We start from the raw sequence: 16,927 nt of genomic DNA, 5'->3' as shown, positions 1-16,927 counted from the left end.
GATATTTTGAGTCTTCCTATTTTAGCTCCCCTTTTTCAGGGGGAGTTTAAGCAATACGCGAATATATTTCGTTTTCCGGCAGGTAATAATACATCATTGCCTGCTTCGGTTTTATTAGATCCTCGTTTTGTTAAGGAGCAATTGGCGCTATTCAGACCTGATTGTGATGAGCGTTTGTTTACTGAGGTGTTATCTGAATGGAGTAAATATTATTTCATCCGTATTTTAGCGCCAGTCATCGCCGCAAGTGTGCTTCTGGGACATGCACTACCGGTGCGTTTATCTGAGCTGGAATTGATTTTTGGAAAAGATGGAACTGTCCATGGTTTTGTAGTTAAAGAACAAGGTACACCTATAACGACTACAGGTGTGGCTCGTTATGAAAGCTTAATCGAGGATAACTTAAAACCACTGATCGAGTCATGGTCATTACATTTTTCAGTACCAATTAAGATCCTATGGGTCAATGCTGCCAGGTATATCAATTGGATTAATGTCCAACTCGAGCAGGCTGGGATGGATGTTGAAATATGTAACACTGTAAAGCTATTATTAGATCATCGATATATTAACGATAATGTGAACCCGCTGTTTGGATGTTATAGATCAAAGAGAATCGCGAATAAGCTTGTACAAGTAAGGCGTAATTGTTGTTTGCGTTATCGATTACCGGCGACAGAGCTTTGTGATGACTGCCCAAGATTACTTGAACCTAAATAATGTATTCAAGTAATCGAGAGCCATCCTTGGCTACCAATCATGATTAGATCTTAGCGAGTGCAGTCGGGTAGTTCCTATCATGAGCAATCTCACAAGCAAGTTTGTTGATATCACTTTCAGATAATGCGGTAAAGCTGGCGTTGACATTACAGCACTCAGTGAGTTGTTCATGTGAGTAATTAAATAATTTATGGATGATTTGATCGGCGACAGTGAGTGCTGACGATGCTTTAACGATTTCTGCTCGTGCATATTGTTGTCCCTCAAATGAGACGTCATAAGCGCGCAGAGATACATCATTACCTGGAATTTGCTGCGCACCAAATAATGGTCTTCCTGCAATAGTTGCGTTGTTAAAGCTCGGAATAAAGTGGCTTATATGCTGAATCGCTTTTTGTGTTCGACTATTAGATTCTTCTGTATCCCAACCTTGCACAAGTTTGTTGATAAAACTGTTATCTAATTTAGGTTGCGCGCTGTCATCTGTACTCTTAGCTAGCCCATTTTTAAATAACGTGATCTCTTCTGTCATGCCGTGTAATTGGAAATATCCATCAGGGTAAGGTGTTAATTGCGCCATACCTTCAGGTGTCCCGCGCTCGCCATGAAAGACCACTTCTGGCCAACGTTCACTTTGTTGCCAATGGGTAATATAAGCAGCCTTAAACTCAACCATACGTTCTTTTGGTGTATCAGCCATATCATCAATAATGCCTGTTCTATAACCACAGGCATTAATTAAATAATCAACTTCGGTTGTTGTTTGGTTCCCGTTTTCTGTATGCGTGATTAACCAAGTCTTATCCGTGGTGTAAGCGACATTAGTTACTTTATTGTTAACCAGCAAGTTGCAAGATGTTGAGGCACTCAGGCTAAGCTCTGTGCTTGCGGCGATACGGAATAAACTTAAGCCATATTCTTGAACCATCAATAATGGGAATTTAACAGTGTCGAAATCAAGTGTCTTAGCAAGCGGGATCATCCAATCAGAGAATTGCGTTATCTCAGACGGCTGTGAAGTATTTTTTAATCGCTCGAGCTCATTGCGGGTAAACATCTGGTAATAATCATTAGACTCACCGAGTACTTTATTACTTGCATCAGCTTGAATTAACGCTTCGTAACGTTGAGTGAGTAATTTAAGTCGGGGTAATAATTTTTCTATGTTACTCGCATCTCGTTCAGGGATCGCTATCACGGTCGGACGCTTATTAATGCAATGCGGGTAGACCCTCATTGTCGCGATGGACTGTTCTAATAATGTCAGACATTGTTCATCAGAAATGTCTGGGTAAAGATTACCGCCAGCATGTAAATGACAAACCGGCGGTCCATTAACTAAGCTTACACCTTCTTCAAATAAGGTGACATTAATGTCTAACCCAGCTAAACGCAGCGCGATCGTGCTACCTGCAATACCACCACCGATAATTGCAATGCGTTTTGATTGTAGAGTGGAAGGTACGTTCTTGATCATTCTCTTCGCAACGTATAAATAATGAGATAATTGATTATGCCAATTATTCATACCTGAATGAAACTTATTTTTAGTTAAAGTGTATTTATATTGGTAAATGGTACTAAGTTTACGTATTAGCACGGACTTTATCCCGTTGCTAACCAGATCCCGACAAAGATCATCAGTGAGCCAGCAATTTTATTCAGCAATCGCACATTATTACTTTTTTGTAAAAATAAACGTAATGTTTGTCCACCACTGGCATACATTAATAAACAGCTGAATTCGGTAATAAGAATAATTGCCACAAGCACTGATAACTGAGGTGTTAATGCTTGTGTGGGATTAATAAAAGGCGGTAATAGCGAGATCATAAATACCCAACCTTTTGGATTCGCAATAGCGGTCACAAAACCTTGGCTAGCTAATTGAATTGGCTTCATCGTACTTTCTGAACTTGGGCGATCAGAAATGGCTAGTTTACCTTTTGAGCGCCACATCTGGATACCAAGATATATAAGATAACTGCCACCGAGGTATTTAAGGGCTGAAAAGGCACTTGGATATTTCAACATGATTGTTGCCACGCCAATGACGGCAGAAATTGCAACCAAGCCCACACCTAATAATTCACCCCACATCATGTGAAGACTGCGCTTTACGCCAATTGTCATGCCTAATGTCATCGACAATGTCATACACATGCCTGGTGTAATCGAAACGAAGAAAAAGGTTGGGATAAAAAGCGCTAAAAGTTGTAAATCAATGGCTGACATTAGGTAAATTTAGTTATTGGGATAGCGCTGGATAATACCATCATCCAATCAGTTTTCTGTATTGTAATGTGGAATGAATATAAATTAGCCATTTTAAACTTTGTGAACTTAATCAAACTATTCATTTTTAAATTTAACCAAGTATAGGTTTAAAAATTTATCCTTAAGCCTATACTTATGAGTTCTGCAATTGTATTTAGTATTTAGACTGGAATGACGCTTTAATGATAAAATTTATTACTTCTCCGCAAGACATGCGACTCTCTGATGTTGAAACTGCACAGTATGATCAAATCGTAGATTATGTTACTGAAATTAGCTTGAATTTAATGGCGGTTAAAGTGACAAACCGACCAGCAGATTTTCTTGGCTGGTGTAATGAGTTATACAATTATGTGCGTTACGGTATAAATATGGATTTGCTTGATGAAAAGCATGAAAAACCGTTACAAAAATTATTGCTGTTATTAGAGACGTCGATCACTTGTCGCCAAGTTAAAACGTCTCGCATTACACCGTGGCCATTTCTGAAGAACTTTTTACTTGATCAAGCTGATCGCCAAGCATTAGCTGAGCGTCTTCGGCTGCTAAATTACATCAGTTCACTACGAATCAGCACATTCGCTGATATGTCTGATCTTGAACGTCTTGCATTTGCAGGTAAACATTTATCAGCACATGAACCAGCAAAGTTTGATTTTGATGTCGAACTATTCGGTAGTACCCGTGGTGCTAAAGGGTTGCATGAGTTATTACAGCATACCCCGTCTTTACTTGATGACGCGTTATCTGCGATCCCTCTTGAGGGTGAAGTAAGTGAAGCTGACTATAAAGAGTTTGTAAAACGTTATACTGCCGCTTTCGCGACATTAGATAAAGCGAAGGCCGGCTTGTTTGCTGCAACACGATTATTAGCAATGCGTCGACCGGATGTATTCATGGTACTGACTGCATCTAAAGTGGACGCGCTGTGCCAAGGCTTAGGTTTAGTGAAATTAAAGCCGACTGACTTTTCTCGTTACTGGGTCGATATTATTGAAGCGCTGCATCGTCAGCCTTGGTTTAAATCAGCACAACCGGAAGATGCCACTGAACTTGAGCTATGGAATAACCGCGTGGTGTTATTCGATTTGTTCTTTTTTGTGGATAAAGACTTCGCTGATAAATCAAATTATTTAAAATTGAAGAATAAACCTGTGGTTGTCCGTACTGCAACGGGCGGGCGTGCTCGTGCAACAGGTGTAGTACGTAAAAAGCGGACTAAAGAAAGTGCAACTGAAGTGGTAGACCGTTTATTGGCTGAACCTGACTTACCTGCTTATTTACAAAGTAAACGTGCTTCAATGATTGCTGAAGTTGAAAAAGGCAAAAGTGCAACAGAAGTGGTGCAGTTACTGAGAGCTATCTTTGGTTAGCGCTTTGAATCATTAACGATTAAATCACAAAAATAAAAAAGGCTTCAATATTTGAAGCCTTTTTAGTATTTATTGTTTATTAAAGGCTAATTAGACCAACGGCTTGCAAGAATACGATTGCAATTGCGACTGGTGATAAGTAGCGTAGGCAGAACATAACCGCTTTATAAGCCACTTCTGATAAACCAAACTCTTCACGAGTGATTTTATCATTAACAACCCAACCTACTAGTAGCGCAGTAAATAGACCGGCAAGTGGTAGCATGATGTTTGCTGTTAGCTTATCTAACGCATCAAAGAAACTCAGACCCATAACAACATCTTGAGCCCAAGGTGCACCACTGAGTGAGAATACTGTTAGCAGTGATAGAGCCCAAATAGTACAGCCCGCTGCGACTGTTGCTTTAGTACGGCTTAAGCCAAGACGTTCGTTCAAGTAGGCTACTGGTGATTCAAGAAGTGCGATCACTGATGTGAATGCAGCAAATGTCACCATAATGAAGAATAGCGTACCAAACAAACTACCTAATGGCATTTGACCAAACGCGATAGGTAATGAGACGAATAGTAGACCTGGGCCGGCAGATGGCTCCATACCGTTAGCAAACACGATCGGGAAGATAGCCATACCTGCGATAAGTGCTACTGCTGTATCCATTACTGCGATCCAGATAGACGTTCTCGCGATTGACGTACCTTCAGGCATATATGCACCGTAAACCATCATGATGCCTGATGATAAACTTAACGTGAAGAATGCATGACCTAGCGCAGTTAATACACCATCAATAGATAGTTTTGAGAAATCAGGTGAGAACATGAATTGTGCGGCTTCACCAAAGTTACCTGTGGCAGCGGCGTAAACCATGATAATCAGCAGTAAGACAAGCAATGATGGCATTAGGTAAGTAACGGCTTTCTCGAGACCGGCATTAACACCACGAATTAATACTAACATGGCGGCAACGATAGTAATTGAAGACCATAGAATCAACTGTGTAGTGTCTGTGATTAAACCAGTGAATAGTGCACCAATTTCATCTTTATGCGATATTTCAGAACCTGCTGTTGCTAAGAAATCGCCACTGATACCAAAGAAGATATAAGCGGCTGCCCAACCTGCAATCACAATATAAAAACTGAGGATTAATGAACCTGCGATAACACCAGATGCACCAAGTAGAGACCAAATTCTTGAACCGCCCGATTCCTTGGCGATGGTTGCTGACGCATTTGCTGGTGACGTACGAGCTCGTTTACCAATCATTACCTCTGCCATCATCACAGGGATACCAATTAATAGAATACAAAATAGGTAGACAAGTACGAATGCACCACCACCATTTTCGCCCATAATATAAGGGAACTTCCAAAGATTACCTAAACCTACAGCTGCGCCAGCTGCTGCAAGTACATACTTAAATTCGCTAGACCAGCGATTGTCAATTGTTGTGCTTGTTGTCATTTGCTCACCCTGGGTTTTGTACATATAGTTATATACATACTAATAACATACTAATAACACCGATATAAGGACTTTAATTAGATGATAACTCTAAATCAGTCGTTATTTATTTAGTTAACGCTTCTATTTTTATAATTAACAGTTAAAAATGTTATTTATTTGTTTATGTTTGGTATTAAATGCTTATATTTTTAGCTTGTGCTGTATATTGCAGTTTTATGCTGTATTTGCTTGGATGGGCAGTTATTTGTTGGTTTTTCATTCTATAGCGAGGAATAATTTGAAAAGAAGTGTAACTCTGATTGAACTCAATAATAATTTTATTTCCCGACGGCAAAATCGATAATAACAGGACATTAATTACGGTAAAATAATGAACCTGAGTTAGTGTCTCTATTCAGGTTCATTGTTATTGTGTTGTCATATCGTCGATCGACTTAAGCTGTCGCTGCTACTTTCGATAATGTCTTAGCAAGGTTTTTGATATAAGTATTTGTTAACGTTTCAAATTCAACTTTAACAACAGGTTTTAAACCGATACCAGCCAGACTTGGTAGTGGAATTGTAATCACAGCATCGGTTAATAAATTAATATCACAACCAGTACTGGTTTCAGTTATGATCCATTTCCCTGATACTTTAGCACTATGATCTGCCGTGTCACGAGGTTCCCAAGCAATCGATTTACGTTCGGCATCACAGATATATTCGCACGCATAAATAGTTTGAAGTTGAATAGGACCTAGGCCAATTTTTTTCATTTCCCAGCGGTAAGTATTCGCTGCTTCTTCGACCAAGTTTGTTAGATCTGGAAAATGACTCGCAGAAGCTGGAACATCAGCTAAAAGGTTATAAACTGTGTTGATATCTGCTGGTACAGTAAATTTTTTATTTAATTGTATTTTTACGTCGAAAGCCATTTCAAATTTCCCTTGTGTTCATAATAGTGTTTACTTCTAGGCTATCTATCCTCGAAGTAGTATATTCATGTCGCTACATTGCCCCAGATGATGGTTGTTGTCAAGAATGAGAGGTTGAAAATGAGGCGCGAATATTACACTTTATTCTTATAATACAATAAGCTGAAAACTTACATGGGGCGGTGCCGATCATTATACTATTATTATAGATGATCATTGTATGCCATGTAATTAGGCTTGTTGCATATAGTATAATGATTCAAATTCACGCTGTTCATCAAGCAAATCAGCAAGACTGTATTGGTCGAGTGTTTTAAGAAAAGCTTCGATGCCAGTCTGTAACAGATTTTTTAACTGGTAAGTCGGTACTAATTCGCTGTCTTGGGTATTATTATCAACGCCTTTTAAATTGTTCTCTAAGGCTCGTACGAGTTGCCCAATGTTAATTTCGGACGCTGATTTTGCTAACCAGATACCACCATTTTTTCCTCGAGATGATTCGATATAATTTAGTGAGGAAAGGTGAGCTATTACTTTTGCAATATGGTTACGTGATGCTTGGTACACCTCTGCAACTTCAGCTGAGCTTGAGCGTTGTCCTTTTGGAAGGGTGGATAAATACATTAATGTGCGTATGCCAAAATCAGTATAAGTTGTTATCTTCACTTTTATCACCATTACTAGCGTTGTTGTAAATTAATTATGCGCAGATTGATCTAGATATTACGTTTATTACTCGAGTTCAGGATATCAACTCTTTTTCAATATGATTATGTAGCACTTCTTTACCGTATTTTTGTAAAAACCCCTTAAAGCCTTCGAGTAGTTCTCTAGGATGACTGAATTGACAATAGGTAACAGGGTAGTCTTGATCGAGTTCTTTTAGCAGTGGACTTTTGATTGGGGCGCCACGCCATACGGCAAAAAATACCGGTTTAGGGTGTATTGAACTTAAATTGTAAGAAAGTTCATAAGCATCGCTATCATTGGATGATGTATGAATATAAAGCAGTGCATCAACAACCGATAATAAGCGTAAGCGATAATGGCGGTAATTAGTCGGGGTAAAAATAATCCCCGTTTGTCGCTGAAAAGCGTGCTGGTAATCATCTTGTTCTTCATTGAGATTAAAAGGAAGGAATTCGAGGCCATCGATATTGTATTGTAAGAAGGTGATTACATTATCTAAAATCTTCAAGTGGTCTTTATGAATATCCCCCACATTTTGTTTGACTAATAGCTTCATCTTGATTCCCTTTCCTGACGATCGTTAAAATCGGTTGCTAGGGTTACAGTTATACGCGGAACTATTAGAAATATTAACCAAGAGGTCGAGTTATTTTCGCTTAGATTTTAGATTGATAAAAAAGTATTAAAAACAAAAATATAAACTCAGCCAGATGGTTTGTTTATTCTATCAAATAAAGCTTATCAAGTGCGATAGAAAGGCCATTTTCAGTGACAACACGCACATGGTCACGACGTAATTGTCTGGGTTCATTGACGCCGCAAGAATGTGCAATTAAGCCCACGCCATAATGGATGGGGTGATTAATTTACCTGATGCAATGACTTTAATCTGTTTGCGTAAGTTGTATTTTTCCAGAATATTTGTTAATAAGGGCAAACTTTCTTTCAACGTTAAACCGACGTAATCCATTAGCGGTTGTGGTGCTGCGCCGGTGCCACCATCTGCACTATCTAAGGTCATAAAATCAGGTGCAGAACGGACTCCGCGTTTATTAATTTCGGTGAGTAAATCATCCAGCCATTGGCTGTGACCAAGCACAAACTTAAAGCCGACTGGCTGCCTGTTACTTGGCGTATATGCTCGACCATATCAAGAATATCCCCGACATTTTTTGCTGCGCGGTAAACCCAAGATCGTTCAGCTCGGTTGAAAGGCATTTCTTCGCGATCTTGAGCAAAAAAGTATTGGCGAAAGAACTCACCTTGTTTTTCAAATAAATATCGAAAGCGGCCAATAACTGGGTAGTTATGTCGGATCGCTTGTTTGGTCTGTCTTTTATCTACAATGTACATATAGATAACACTGATGATCCCACCAAAGAGTATTAAGATGAAAAGGCCAGTCATGATATCTAGACCATACAATAGCATATCAATCTGAGAACTAAATTGTGATTATTTTTTAACGATACCTTTGGCAATTTTTTGTAATAGATAAGTTTCTCTCTCAATTGACAGGCCTGCTCTTGGATGGCTAGCGATGACTTCGAGGTTATGGGCAATTGCTTTGTGGATATTGATCCATAGCGCGCTAACGCCATTTTTGATTTCATTTTCTTCTAATCTTGGTGTACCTAATTGCTTGTTAGCATCGCAAGTAAAGCAGTAAGAAACCATCTTGATACTATCAAAGCCACCTTTATACCAAGGACGAAGTTCTTCGTAACACCCGTAAGGTACAATGTTATTAATATTTTCAGCGCCAGTCTCTTCTTCCACTTCACGAATTAAACCAGTGATGATGTCTTCATTTTCATGTAAGCCGCCACCGGGTAAGCTGTAATCATGATAGCGCGCAGTAAAGATCAATAAGATCTCTTCGCCTTGCGTGATAATGCCGCGTGTTGAGATCCGCTGGTCAGTATTTTGAGGTGCTGTTACATCTGGGTGGATAGTAGAACGCAGGATGGGCATTTGGTTGATCATTGTAAAGTAGCTCTTGTCTTAATAGTCGAATGAGATTTCAAACAGAGCGTATAGTAACACATTCATACTTGGTCACTAAAATAGGTTAACGCAGCCAAAAATACCCACTTTATGAATAAATATGTCGTTTAGGAAAAGTTTTATCTAAACGATATATTACACCCTGTCACAATATATTAACATCGCCGTCATACCCAATAATAACAACAGGATTTTTGTAATGACATGCAATTTGAAAGTGACTTCATACCTTGGTTCCGCAATCGCGCTGGCATTAGCAACCGCTTCTACATTAGTACTTGCAGCTGGTTTCCAGATTGGTGAACATTCAGCAACCGGTTTAGGCCGTGCAAATGCAGGTGAAGGCGCAATCGCTGACACTGCTTTGGTACTAACTAAAAACCCTGCAGCGATGACGATGTTTGATAAAACCACGGTATCAAGCCAACTTGCATGGAAAAATCATTTAATACTGGTTTTGACAATAGCTTTGATATGTCTGGTAATGCAGTAGGGCATGGTTGGAATGTCGGTACATTATTTACTATTAATGATAATAACCGTTTAGCTTTAACTTATCGTTCTGCTGTAGATATGAGCTTCGAAGGTGATTTTGAAGCTGAAGGTGTATTTAACCCAGGAGAAGGCCTTGGCCAAGGCAGTGTTACAGGTGTTGTTGATATCACATTGCCTGCAATTGCTGAGCTATCTGGTTATCATAAACTGAATGATACTTTCGCTATACACTATAGTGCAATGTGGACCCAATGGAGTTCGCTAGAAAAATTAACAGCAACAAGTACAGATTGTGTAAGTGGTGACGTTGGCTTAGTTGACCCATTTGAAAATGGTGTTTGTTTCCAAAAGGATCTGCATTATTCAGATAGCATGCGCTATGCAGTCGGTGCAACTGCATACGTTTCTGAGTCTGTGACATTACGAATGGGTTATGCGTATGATGAACAGGCTGGTGAAGCCGTTGTGGTAATGCCTGATAGTATTCGCCATCAAATATCTGCAGGCATGAGTTATGCTGTGAGTAACACTACGAGCTTCGATCTTGGTGCTGCTTATATCTTTGGTGATGAAATCTCATTTACTGAGTATAGTGAACTTGGCGGTGAACAAGAGTTCACCTCAACAGGTACTGCTATTATCGTATCTGCACAAATGAACATGGTATTCTAATCTGAGTTAATATTCAGATTGATAAAAGACCCTGCTAATGAATTAACAAGGCCTTTTTCGTTGTAGCATACTTTTATAAACTGGGGTTTTACCAGAACAGTTATCAGCGCTAAGCTGCCGTTCACTTTAACTTCTTGGATTAACCCTTCAGCGCTTTGCTAAAACGTACTAAATCCGCATTGTTGTTCAGCAGGTCTTTAAAGAAAGGATTGTTGTAAAGGTCTTTTAAGCTGCCTTTATAAAACTTAACCCGTGATGCGGTTGGGTAAGGTTCAAAATGTAAGTCTTGAAAAAACGAAGCGATGGCGGGCGTGCGCGTTGGCAGTATAACTGACGTAAACTTGCCATCCAAATCTAACACCATTTTAATCGCCACGCTATTATCAATGAAACAAAACGAAACGATGACCCCAGCATTACTAGCAATGTAATGACCGACAATCGCATTCTCATTCATCAGTAAACTGACCGAATAATACGACTCTGGAAACGCGCTCATTGTTTCTGCTAGGGGTTCATTATAAAAGTGCTCGTGGCCCTTACTTACAACATCTGTTTGCTTTTCGGATAGACGAGTATAATCAATAATAACAATATCCGTAATACTCACAGGATATAAAGACGGTCTGGCGCCAACTTCAGTGGCTTTGCTTTTACTGACGAACTTTTTCTCTTGCTCGCTTATCTCATAGCCTTCAGCAAAAAAGCGAGCGATAGCGATACGGCGTAAAAAAGACGGTTCACGTTTACCATTTTCCCAGAGAGATAGAGTGGTCTGTGACAGACCGGTAAACTCTTTATGTGCATTGGCCAACTGTGATACGAAGTCAAACTGAGATAGTTTATTATCTTTACGTACCTGACGTAACTTAGAGCCAAAACCTTCTTTTTTAAACATTTATTGTCCTTGGTACTAAAGCGTTAGTTGTTATATTGTTGCTCAATTTTATGTTTAGCTAAAAGAGTTAAAGCAATCAGAATTTTAATTGCTTGTATTGATAACCAAATCATTCATGCACCTAGAATAATTAATCTATTTATATAAGAATTAAATATTATTTAACATTGTATCTCTGGGGGTAAATTTGTGCAATTTATTTAATATATTGTTGAATATATAATGCGCCGCTAATTACCGACGATAACAAAATAAACTTGATGGATTAAGGTGTAATGCTGTACTGTTACGTCATTACAGTTTAAGTGCAAGGTAAGTTGGTTATGTTTAATGAATTACTGCTAAATATATCGGGTGAGGAAGACGTTTCTCTAATGCTTCCTTTGTTGCTGTCACCAGAAGAATTAAATGCAATTAATGCGCGTACTTTGGTTTATAAAGAACTATTGCTTGCAGAGCGATCTCAGCGTGAAATAGCAAGAATACATAATATCAGTATTGCCACGATCACTCGCGGTTCCAATAATTTGAAAGCCATGAGTGATAAAGAAAAACAATTATTACAAACATTATTAATTAGGAAGTAGGTATATGTCTGAAGTCATGACTGCCAATCAAGAAGTTCAACCATCCTCTCTCGGCGGCGTATTCATCATTACGGGGACTAGTATTGGTGCCGGTATGTTTTCTTTACCGGTATTAACATCAAATATGTGGTTTGGTTGGGCGGTATTGTTTTTGTGTGTGTCTTGGTATTGCATGTACAGTTCGGCACTTTACTTACTTGAAGCGAATCAAAAATTTAAACGTGGGGTTAATTTTGATTCGATGACGAAAGCTTTATTACCCACATCATTACGTATACTTAACGGCTTATCGGTGCTGTTCGTCAGTTACATCTTAGTTTATGCCTACATTTCGGGCGGCGGCTCAATGCTGGGGCACAGTTTACAGTCAGGTCTGGGGATTGATATTGACCAGTCCGTTGCCAGTTTTGTGTTTGCGGTATTACTGGGTTTGATCGTGAGCTTTAGTACTAAAGCCGTGGATCGTTTTACCTCGGCGATGTTGGGTGGCATGGTCATTACCTTTAGTATTGCTATTTATAGCTTATTGAGTGGCGCAAACCTTTCGTTATTACAGCCGTTTGCTGAAATGACGGAAAGATTACCGTATAGCTGGGCAGCAATTCCTTCGTTAATGGTGTGTTTTGGCTTTCATTCTAATATCCCCAGTTTGGTTAAATATTATAATAAAGACAGTTCGAAAGTCGTTAATTCAATTCGTTACGGTAGTTTGTTAGCACTTGCTATCTACTTAATTTGGTTGTTAGCGAGCTTTACTGTTATTGGCCGTGATGGGTTTGCCAGTGTTATTGCAGAAGGCGGTAACATGGGCGCATTAGTTGCAGCATTAGAGTCTACAGGCTCAGGTGCGATACTTGCGGTGACCTTACAATTATTTGCTAACTTTGCTGTTGCGACATCATTTTTGGGTGTGGCACTCGGTTTGTTTGATTTCTTAACGGATCTACTGAAACTGGATGACACCTTATCGGGGCGGAGTAAAACCGCGTTAGTGACGTTTGTACCGCCAATGATTGGTGGGATATTATTGCCAAATGGTTTTATCTACGCGATTGGTTACGCTGGATTTGCGGCCGCGGTATTTGCCTTGTTTACCCCGGTAGCGCTAGCCTTTCAGGCGCGTAAACATTTACCAACGACTGATTTCCTGGTTTCGGGTGGTCATGCTCGTATGGCTGCAGTATTAGTGTTTGCGGTTTGCGTTGTTAGTTTCCAAGTATTATCTATGCTGGGGTTGCTAGCATAACTTGAGCCTAGTCATCAGTGTATTGCCGTTAGTGAATGTTAATTAACGGCGAACTCGCTAATTAATATGCCTTAATTTAGATAATAATGTTTATTTGATCGATTAGTTTTGAGTTAATCATATTTTATTAAGTATAATAAGGCATATTTTGATTACGTGACTTTAATATGAATTATTCCTTTTCTCGCATTGCTATTATTAGTACGTTTATTTTCTCCTTGTCGGGCTGTTTTGATATTGCCGACATCCCCAAATTAAATTCTTCATGGGAAGTCGCAGGCGCGACATCCGTAAATAGCGAACAAGGTGGTTTTGTCACGGATACTATCGCGACATGTCCGGTATTTGTAAAAAATATAGCCGTCACAAGTAATGAACTGCCTATAGAGTTTAGTATTGCAGATTGGAATATTTATAAGCAAGAAGACGATAACTGGCGTCGTGAGCTAACGACGATAATTGAACAGAATGATTTGATTGTATTACAAGAAGCGAAATTAAGCTTTTTACTACATCAACTGATGCAGCAACATGAATTAAGCTGGACACAAGTCGAGGCTTTTAGTGTTTACAATCAATCAATGGGTGTATTAACGGCAAGCCGCGTTGCGCCGATATCTGTTTGTAAGCAAGCGATAGTCGAACCTTGGTTACGTTTTCCTAAATCGTCACTGGTGAGTTATTACCCGTGGGCAGGCAGTGATGAACCTTTGCTTGTCGCAAACATGCACATGATTAATTTTACCTTGGGTGTCGATGAGTTTAATCAACAGCTAGAAGGTGTTATTGCTGTGATCCGTCAACATGATGGTCCTGTTATCATGGCGGGTGATTTTAATACCTGGACCAATAAGCGTTTGCACCAATTACAGAAGATGACGGCGAGTGTTGAATTGCAACAATTGGTTTATAAAAACGATGTGCGTAAAACGGCATTTGGTCATCCTCTTGATGATCTTTATTTTAGAGGCATGCAACAACTCAGTGCATCTTCTTATGAAACGGATGCATCTGACCATAACCCAATCGTTGCGCGATTTGGTCCGCTGTTTTAATGGTTATTAAGAAAAAATAGATGGAAAAAGCGATGGAAAAATTTAAACAGCAGTACCCAGTTATTGTCGATGACATTGTGCGCTGGGGTGACATGGATGCGTTTGGTCACGTCAATAATACCGTGTATTTTCGCTACTTCGAACAAGCTAGGATTGGCTATTTTGAACAAGTACAAGCAATGGAATACATGCAAGCACACGGTATCGGCCCTATTTTAGCGGCGACGAGTTGTCGTTTTAAAGCGCCATTAAAGTCACCAGATACGATCAAAATTGGGGCTACAATATCTGAATTTGCCGAGCACAAACTGATTATGAAATATGCGGTTTGGAGCAATACCTTACAACGTGTGGTTGCAGAAGGTGAAGGGGTGATTGTATTCGTCGATTACCATAAACATAAGAAAATGTCGGTACCAGCGGATATAGTCGAGAAAATTAAACAGTTACAACCGGGGTTATTCACTGCCTAGCTATATTTTAAAATAAAAAAAAGCAGACTAATATAAGTTAGTCTGCTCATTACACTACAACATGTCTTTATAATTCAATCGTGTTTTTTGCTGCTTTTTCATTTAAGAATAGGCAACCAAGTGTGAATGCATTTTGTTGGAATTTTTTCAGACCGGTTTCTGCAAACTCAACAAAGATCGGGTGATCTAGTAGTAGTTGTTTGTAGTACGTTTGTGAAACCATGCTCACTTCAACGCTATCTACCAGTTGGATCGCCGCTTCTGCTTTGAAACTGGTTGAACTACCACTAAATTTACCTTTAGTTAGACGTTCTTTGATCACTACGTGTTCAATTTTATAATCTTGCATTAGTTGGGCAAATTCTTTATGAAACTGACGCATTTGATACGCTTCAGTTGAACTTGCTAAGGTAATTTTTCTTTTACGGCATTCAATAAGTTCAAAAATCCCGTCTTTTAAAGATAGGAAACATAGATTTACTTCATTGCCTGCTAGTTCAACACTACAAATTTTCATTAAATAACTCACCATAAATAAAGATAACTTCGCTATTATAACCACTTTATTGTCAGTTAACATGGTTATCGTTGTTTCGTTGTGAATTTATACGATGGTATCCTTATACCTAAGCTACTTCAAAATGGTGTATTTCGAAGTAGCTGGGTATATAAACAACTTAATTGTAAGGAAACAGAATGACATATTTACCTTGTATTGAAATTGAACCTAAGCAAGCTGCAAACGCCAGTGTTATCTGGTTACATGGACTGGGTGCTAACGGCCATGACTTTGCCCCTGTCGTCCCGATGATCTCGCTTCCTGTTGAGCATCAAGTTCGCTATGTCTTTCCGCATGCTCCAGAAATCAAGGTCACCATTAATAATGGCTATAAAATGCCGGCTTGGTATGACATTTTAGAGATGACGTTAGATCGAAAAATTGATATGTCTGGTTTGATGACCAGTGTTGAGCAAGTACAACAATTGATCCAACGCGAGATCGACCGAGGCATTGAGAGTGAGCGGATCATTGTTGCTGGTTTTTCTCAAGGTGGTGCGGTTGCGTATCAAAGTGCATTAACCTTTGCTAAGCCATTAGCTGGATTGATGGTTATGTCGAGCTATTTTGCGACAGCTAAAACCATTGAGCCGCATCAAAATAATCTCGCGTTACCGGTGCATATTTATCACGGCAGTGCTGATCCGGTTGTCGCAGAGTCCCTTGGACTCGATGCGGTAAAATATTTAGAAGCTCTGGGTTATGAACCCAATTATAGTCGTTATCCGGCAGAGCATACGGTTACACCACAACAATTAAATGACATATCTCAACATATAAAGCAGTTTTTAACGATTAACATGGATGGTTAACTTGAAGTTTACGCGATTTAAGATGCGGTCATGTTATCGATATCGGTATTTTATTTCGTGATGATTTTGTTATGTTAATCACAGTGATACAAGTTATGCTCTCATTTATGGCTATTACATCTATGCTTAATAGTTCCTAGTATCGTTGATAAGATTTAACAATGCGCCAGAATGAAAACTGCAATTCAAATAATGATGTTGTTAATAATAATGTGATAATAGATAATTTCATTGCCATTAATGATATTAACAATCCAGCTATTGAATCACTCGACGGCATTGAATCGCCAGACGGTATTGAGAGTGCTGCTGTTGAGGTGACGTTAGCGGCCAAAATGAACTTTGTACGCCAGGTTTGGTTAGCTGGACTCGGTGCATATAGTAATAGTATTGAGGGACTCAATATTGCGGGTGAAAAATCGTCAATGTTTTTTGAAGAGCTGTTACGTCAAGGCGAAAAGGTGGATAACGCGTTTAAGTTGCATACGACGGCTGAACATATATCTTTGCAAGGATTGGAAAAGTTGATCCAACGGACTTGTGCTAAATTCACCGGCATTGAAAGTGATAAAATAAATCAATTAAATGATAAGCTTGATGTGTTACTTGCGGAGTTAGCCGACATAAAATAAACCACTTAGATGTTGTTAAAAGTGGTTTATTGATGTTGTTATGATG

19 protein-coding genes and 1 pseudogene are annotated in these 16,927 nt (G+C 39.2%); 10 read left to right on the top strand and 10 right to left on the bottom strand.

The genetic code is table 11. From position 1 onward, the window contains the following. The first annotated feature begins 6 nt into the window (after positions 1-6). Positions 7-720, top strand: coding sequence for a siderophore-iron reductase FhuF (fhuF, locus tag HRT96_RS04530; protein WP_293152829.1), 714 nt, complete (start codon positions 7-9; stop codon positions 718-720). A gap of 43 nt (positions 721-763) precedes the next feature. Here fhuF and HRT96_RS04525 read toward each other — a convergent pair whose 3' ends face one another. Together HRT96_RS04525 and HRT96_RS04520 are read right to left on the bottom strand one after the other, a co-directional pair. Continuing rightward, positions 764-2,197 (bottom strand): FAD-dependent oxidoreductase, encoded by a 1,434-nt coding sequence (locus HRT96_RS04525; protein ID WP_293152826.1) that lies wholly within the window; start codon positions 2,195-2,197, stop codon positions 764-766. A 128-nt stretch (positions 2,198-2,325) separates the two neighbouring features. Further along, the gene (locus tag HRT96_RS04520; RefSeq protein WP_293136788.1) at positions 2,326-2,955 is read right to left on the bottom strand and encodes a LysE family translocator; all 630 of its coding nucleotides are present in this window, start codon (positions 2,953-2,955) and stop codon (positions 2,326-2,328) included. Positions 2,956-3,179: 224 nt separating this feature from the next. On the opposite strand from HRT96_RS04520, the gene HRT96_RS04515 reads away from it, so the two are divergent. Next, positions 3,180-4,370: a hypothetical protein gene (locus HRT96_RS04515; RefSeq protein ID WP_293152823.1), complete on the top strand. Its 1,191-nt coding sequence runs from the start codon at positions 3,180-3,182 to the stop codon at positions 4,368-4,370. A gap of 79 nt (positions 4,371-4,449) precedes the next feature. Here the strand turns inward: HRT96_RS04515 and HRT96_RS04510 are convergent, their stop codons facing one another. The 6 genes and pseudogenes from HRT96_RS04510 to HRT96_RS04485 all read right to left on the bottom strand — a co-directional run bounded on the left by HRT96_RS04510 (position 4,450) and on the right by HRT96_RS04485 (position 9,431). Continuing rightward, a complete protein-coding gene (locus HRT96_RS04510; RefSeq protein WP_293152820.1) occupies positions 4,450-5,835 on the bottom strand; it encodes a sodium-dependent transporter in 1,386 nt (461 codons plus the stop codon). Positions 5,836-6,272: 437 nt separating this feature from the next. Continuing rightward, positions 6,273-6,755: an SRPBCC family protein gene (locus HRT96_RS04505; protein WP_293152817.1), complete on the bottom strand. Its 483-nt coding sequence runs from the start codon at positions 6,753-6,755 to the stop codon at positions 6,273-6,275. A gap of 231 nt (positions 6,756-6,986) precedes the next feature. Continuing rightward, positions 6,987-7,421 carry an Rrf2 family transcriptional regulator gene (locus HRT96_RS04500; protein ID WP_293152814.1) on the bottom strand — a complete coding sequence of 145 codons (435 nt, stop codon included), beginning with the start codon at positions 7,419-7,421 and terminating at the stop codon, positions 6,987-6,989. A 76-nt stretch (positions 7,422-7,497) separates the two neighbouring features. Beyond that, on the bottom strand, positions 7,498-8,001 hold the full coding sequence (locus tag HRT96_RS04495) for a hypothetical protein (RefSeq protein ID WP_293152811.1): 504 nt from the start codon (positions 7,999-8,001) through the stop codon (positions 7,498-7,500). Positions 8,002-8,164: 163 nt separating this feature from the next. After that, a pseudogene (locus tag HRT96_RS04490) lies at positions 8,165-8,876 on the bottom strand (glutamate synthase-related protein). Between the two features lie 24 nt (positions 8,877-8,900). Next, a complete protein-coding gene (locus tag HRT96_RS04485) occupies positions 8,901-9,431 on the bottom strand; it encodes an NUDIX domain-containing protein (protein WP_293152808.1) in 531 nt (176 codons plus the stop codon). Between the two features lie 220 nt (positions 9,432-9,651). On the opposite strand from HRT96_RS04485, the gene HRT96_RS04480 reads away from it, so the two are divergent. Both HRT96_RS04480 and HRT96_RS04475 read left to right on the top strand, forming a co-directional pair. Next, positions 9,652-9,945: an outer membrane protein transport protein gene (locus HRT96_RS04480; protein ID WP_293152805.1), complete on the top strand. Its 294-nt coding sequence runs from the start codon at positions 9,652-9,654 to the stop codon at positions 9,943-9,945. After that, positions 9,885-10,619, top strand: coding sequence for an outer membrane protein transport protein (locus tag HRT96_RS04475; RefSeq protein ID WP_293152802.1), 735 nt, complete (start codon positions 9,885-9,887; stop codon positions 10,617-10,619). Before HRT96_RS04480 ends, HRT96_RS04475 begins: the two co-directional genes overlap by 61 nt. Before the next feature lie 139 nt (positions 10,620-10,758). Here the strand turns inward: HRT96_RS04475 and HRT96_RS04470 are convergent, their stop codons facing one another. After that, a complete protein-coding gene (locus HRT96_RS04470) occupies positions 10,759-11,517 on the bottom strand; it encodes a helix-turn-helix transcriptional regulator (protein WP_293152799.1) in 759 nt (252 codons plus the stop codon). Between the two features lie 323 nt (positions 11,518-11,840). Between HRT96_RS04470 and trpR the strand changes: the two genes are divergently transcribed. From trpR to HRT96_RS04450, 4 genes are all read left to right on the top strand, one after another. Then, positions 11,841-12,104 carry a trp operon repressor gene (gene trpR / locus HRT96_RS04465; protein ID WP_293128752.1) on the top strand — a complete coding sequence of 88 codons (264 nt, stop codon included), beginning with the start codon at positions 11,841-11,843 and terminating at the stop codon, positions 12,102-12,104. Positions 12,105-12,108: 4 nt separating this feature from the next. Continuing rightward, the gene (locus tag HRT96_RS04460; protein ID WP_293152796.1) at positions 12,109-13,350 is read left to right on the top strand and encodes an aromatic amino acid transport family protein; all 1,242 of its coding nucleotides are present in this window, start codon (positions 12,109-12,111) and stop codon (positions 13,348-13,350) included. 167 nt (positions 13,351-13,517) lie between these two features. After that, on the top strand, positions 13,518-14,405 hold the full coding sequence (locus HRT96_RS04455) for an endonuclease/exonuclease/phosphatase family protein (protein ID WP_293152793.1): 888 nt from the start codon (positions 13,518-13,520) through the stop codon (positions 14,403-14,405). Between the two features lie 32 nt (positions 14,406-14,437). Then, a complete protein-coding gene (locus HRT96_RS04450; protein WP_293152790.1) occupies positions 14,438-14,878 on the top strand; it encodes a thioesterase family protein in 441 nt (146 codons plus the stop codon). A gap of 67 nt (positions 14,879-14,945) precedes the next feature. Here the strand turns inward: HRT96_RS04450 and HRT96_RS04445 are convergent, their stop codons facing one another. Further along, positions 14,946-15,395: a DUF3010 family protein gene (locus tag HRT96_RS04445; RefSeq protein ID WP_293152787.1), complete on the bottom strand. Its 450-nt coding sequence runs from the start codon at positions 15,393-15,395 to the stop codon at positions 14,946-14,948. 179 nt (positions 15,396-15,574) lie between these two features. Here HRT96_RS04445 and HRT96_RS04440 point away from each other — a divergent pair, with 179 nt between their 5' ends. Together HRT96_RS04440 and HRT96_RS04435 are read left to right on the top strand one after the other, a co-directional pair. Continuing rightward, positions 15,575-16,249: a carboxylesterase gene (locus HRT96_RS04440; protein ID WP_293152785.1), complete on the top strand. Its 675-nt coding sequence runs from the start codon at positions 15,575-15,577 to the stop codon at positions 16,247-16,249. 161 nt (positions 16,250-16,410) lie between these two features. Continuing rightward, positions 16,411-16,881: a phasin family protein gene (locus tag HRT96_RS04435; protein WP_293152782.1), complete on the top strand. Its 471-nt coding sequence runs from the start codon at positions 16,411-16,413 to the stop codon at positions 16,879-16,881. Positions 16,882-16,927 lie beyond the last annotated feature (46 nt).

Source organism: Moritella sp. (genome assembly GCF_013215705.1).
Classification (GTDB): Bacteria; Pseudomonadota; Gammaproteobacteria; order Enterobacterales; family Moritellaceae; genus Moritella.
The sequence above is the reverse complement of the archived record's forward strand: the minus strand, read 5'-3'. Positions and strand labels throughout refer to the sequence as shown.

What these genes read in the sequence shown, in the direction of transcription:
- HRT96_RS04525 (WP_293152826.1), bottom strand. Translation starts at nt 2,197, where the DNA reads ATGATCAAGAACGTACCTTCCACTCTACAATCAAAACGCATTGCAATT.
- HRT96_RS04520 (WP_293136788.1), bottom strand. Translation starts at nt 2,955, where the DNA reads ATGTCAGCCATTGATTTACAACTTTTAGCGCTTTTTATCCCAACCTTT.
- HRT96_RS04515 (WP_293152823.1), top strand. Translation starts at nt 3,180, where the DNA reads ATGATAAAATTTATTACTTCTCCGCAAGACATGCGACTCTCTGATGTT.
- HRT96_RS04510 (WP_293152820.1), bottom strand. Translation starts at nt 5,835, where the DNA reads ATGACAACAAGCACAACAATTGACAATCGCTGGTCTAGCGAATTTAAG.
- HRT96_RS04505 (WP_293152817.1), bottom strand. Translation starts at nt 6,755, where the DNA reads ATGGCTTTCGACGTAAAAATACAATTAAATAAAAAATTTACTGTACCA.
- HRT96_RS04495 (WP_293152811.1), bottom strand. Translation starts at nt 8,001, where the DNA reads ATGAAGCTATTAGTCAAACAAAATGTGGGGGATATTCATAAAGACCAC.
- HRT96_RS04485 (WP_293152808.1), bottom strand. Translation starts at nt 9,431, where the DNA reads ATGATCAACCAAATGCCCATCCTGCGTTCTACTATCCACCCAGATGTA.
- HRT96_RS04480 (WP_293152805.1), top strand. Translation starts at nt 9,652, where the DNA reads ATGACATGCAATTTGAAAGTGACTTCATACCTTGGTTCCGCAATCGCG.
- HRT96_RS04475 (WP_293152802.1), top strand. Translation starts at nt 9,885, where the DNA reads ATGGAAAAATCATTTAATACTGGTTTTGACAATAGCTTTGATATGTCT.
- HRT96_RS04470 (WP_293152799.1), bottom strand. Translation starts at nt 11,517, where the DNA reads ATGTTTAAAAAAGAAGGTTTTGGCTCTAAGTTACGTCAGGTACGTAAA.
- trpR (WP_293128752.1), top strand. Translation starts at nt 11,841, where the DNA reads ATGTTTAATGAATTACTGCTAAATATATCGGGTGAGGAAGACGTTTCT.
- HRT96_RS04460 (WP_293152796.1), top strand. Translation starts at nt 12,109, where the DNA reads ATGTCTGAAGTCATGACTGCCAATCAAGAAGTTCAACCATCCTCTCTC.
- HRT96_RS04455 (WP_293152793.1), top strand. Translation starts at nt 13,518, where the DNA reads ATGAATTATTCCTTTTCTCGCATTGCTATTATTAGTACGTTTATTTTC.
- HRT96_RS04450 (WP_293152790.1), top strand. Translation starts at nt 14,438, where the DNA reads ATGGAAAAATTTAAACAGCAGTACCCAGTTATTGTCGATGACATTGTG.
- HRT96_RS04445 (WP_293152787.1), bottom strand. Translation starts at nt 15,395, where the DNA reads ATGAAAATTTGTAGTGTTGAACTAGCAGGCAATGAAGTAAATCTATGT.
- HRT96_RS04440 (WP_293152785.1), top strand. Translation starts at nt 15,575, where the DNA reads ATGACATATTTACCTTGTATTGAAATTGAACCTAAGCAAGCTGCAAAC.
- HRT96_RS04435 (WP_293152782.1), top strand. Translation starts at nt 16,411, where the DNA reads ATGCGCCAGAATGAAAACTGCAATTCAAATAATGATGTTGTTAATAAT.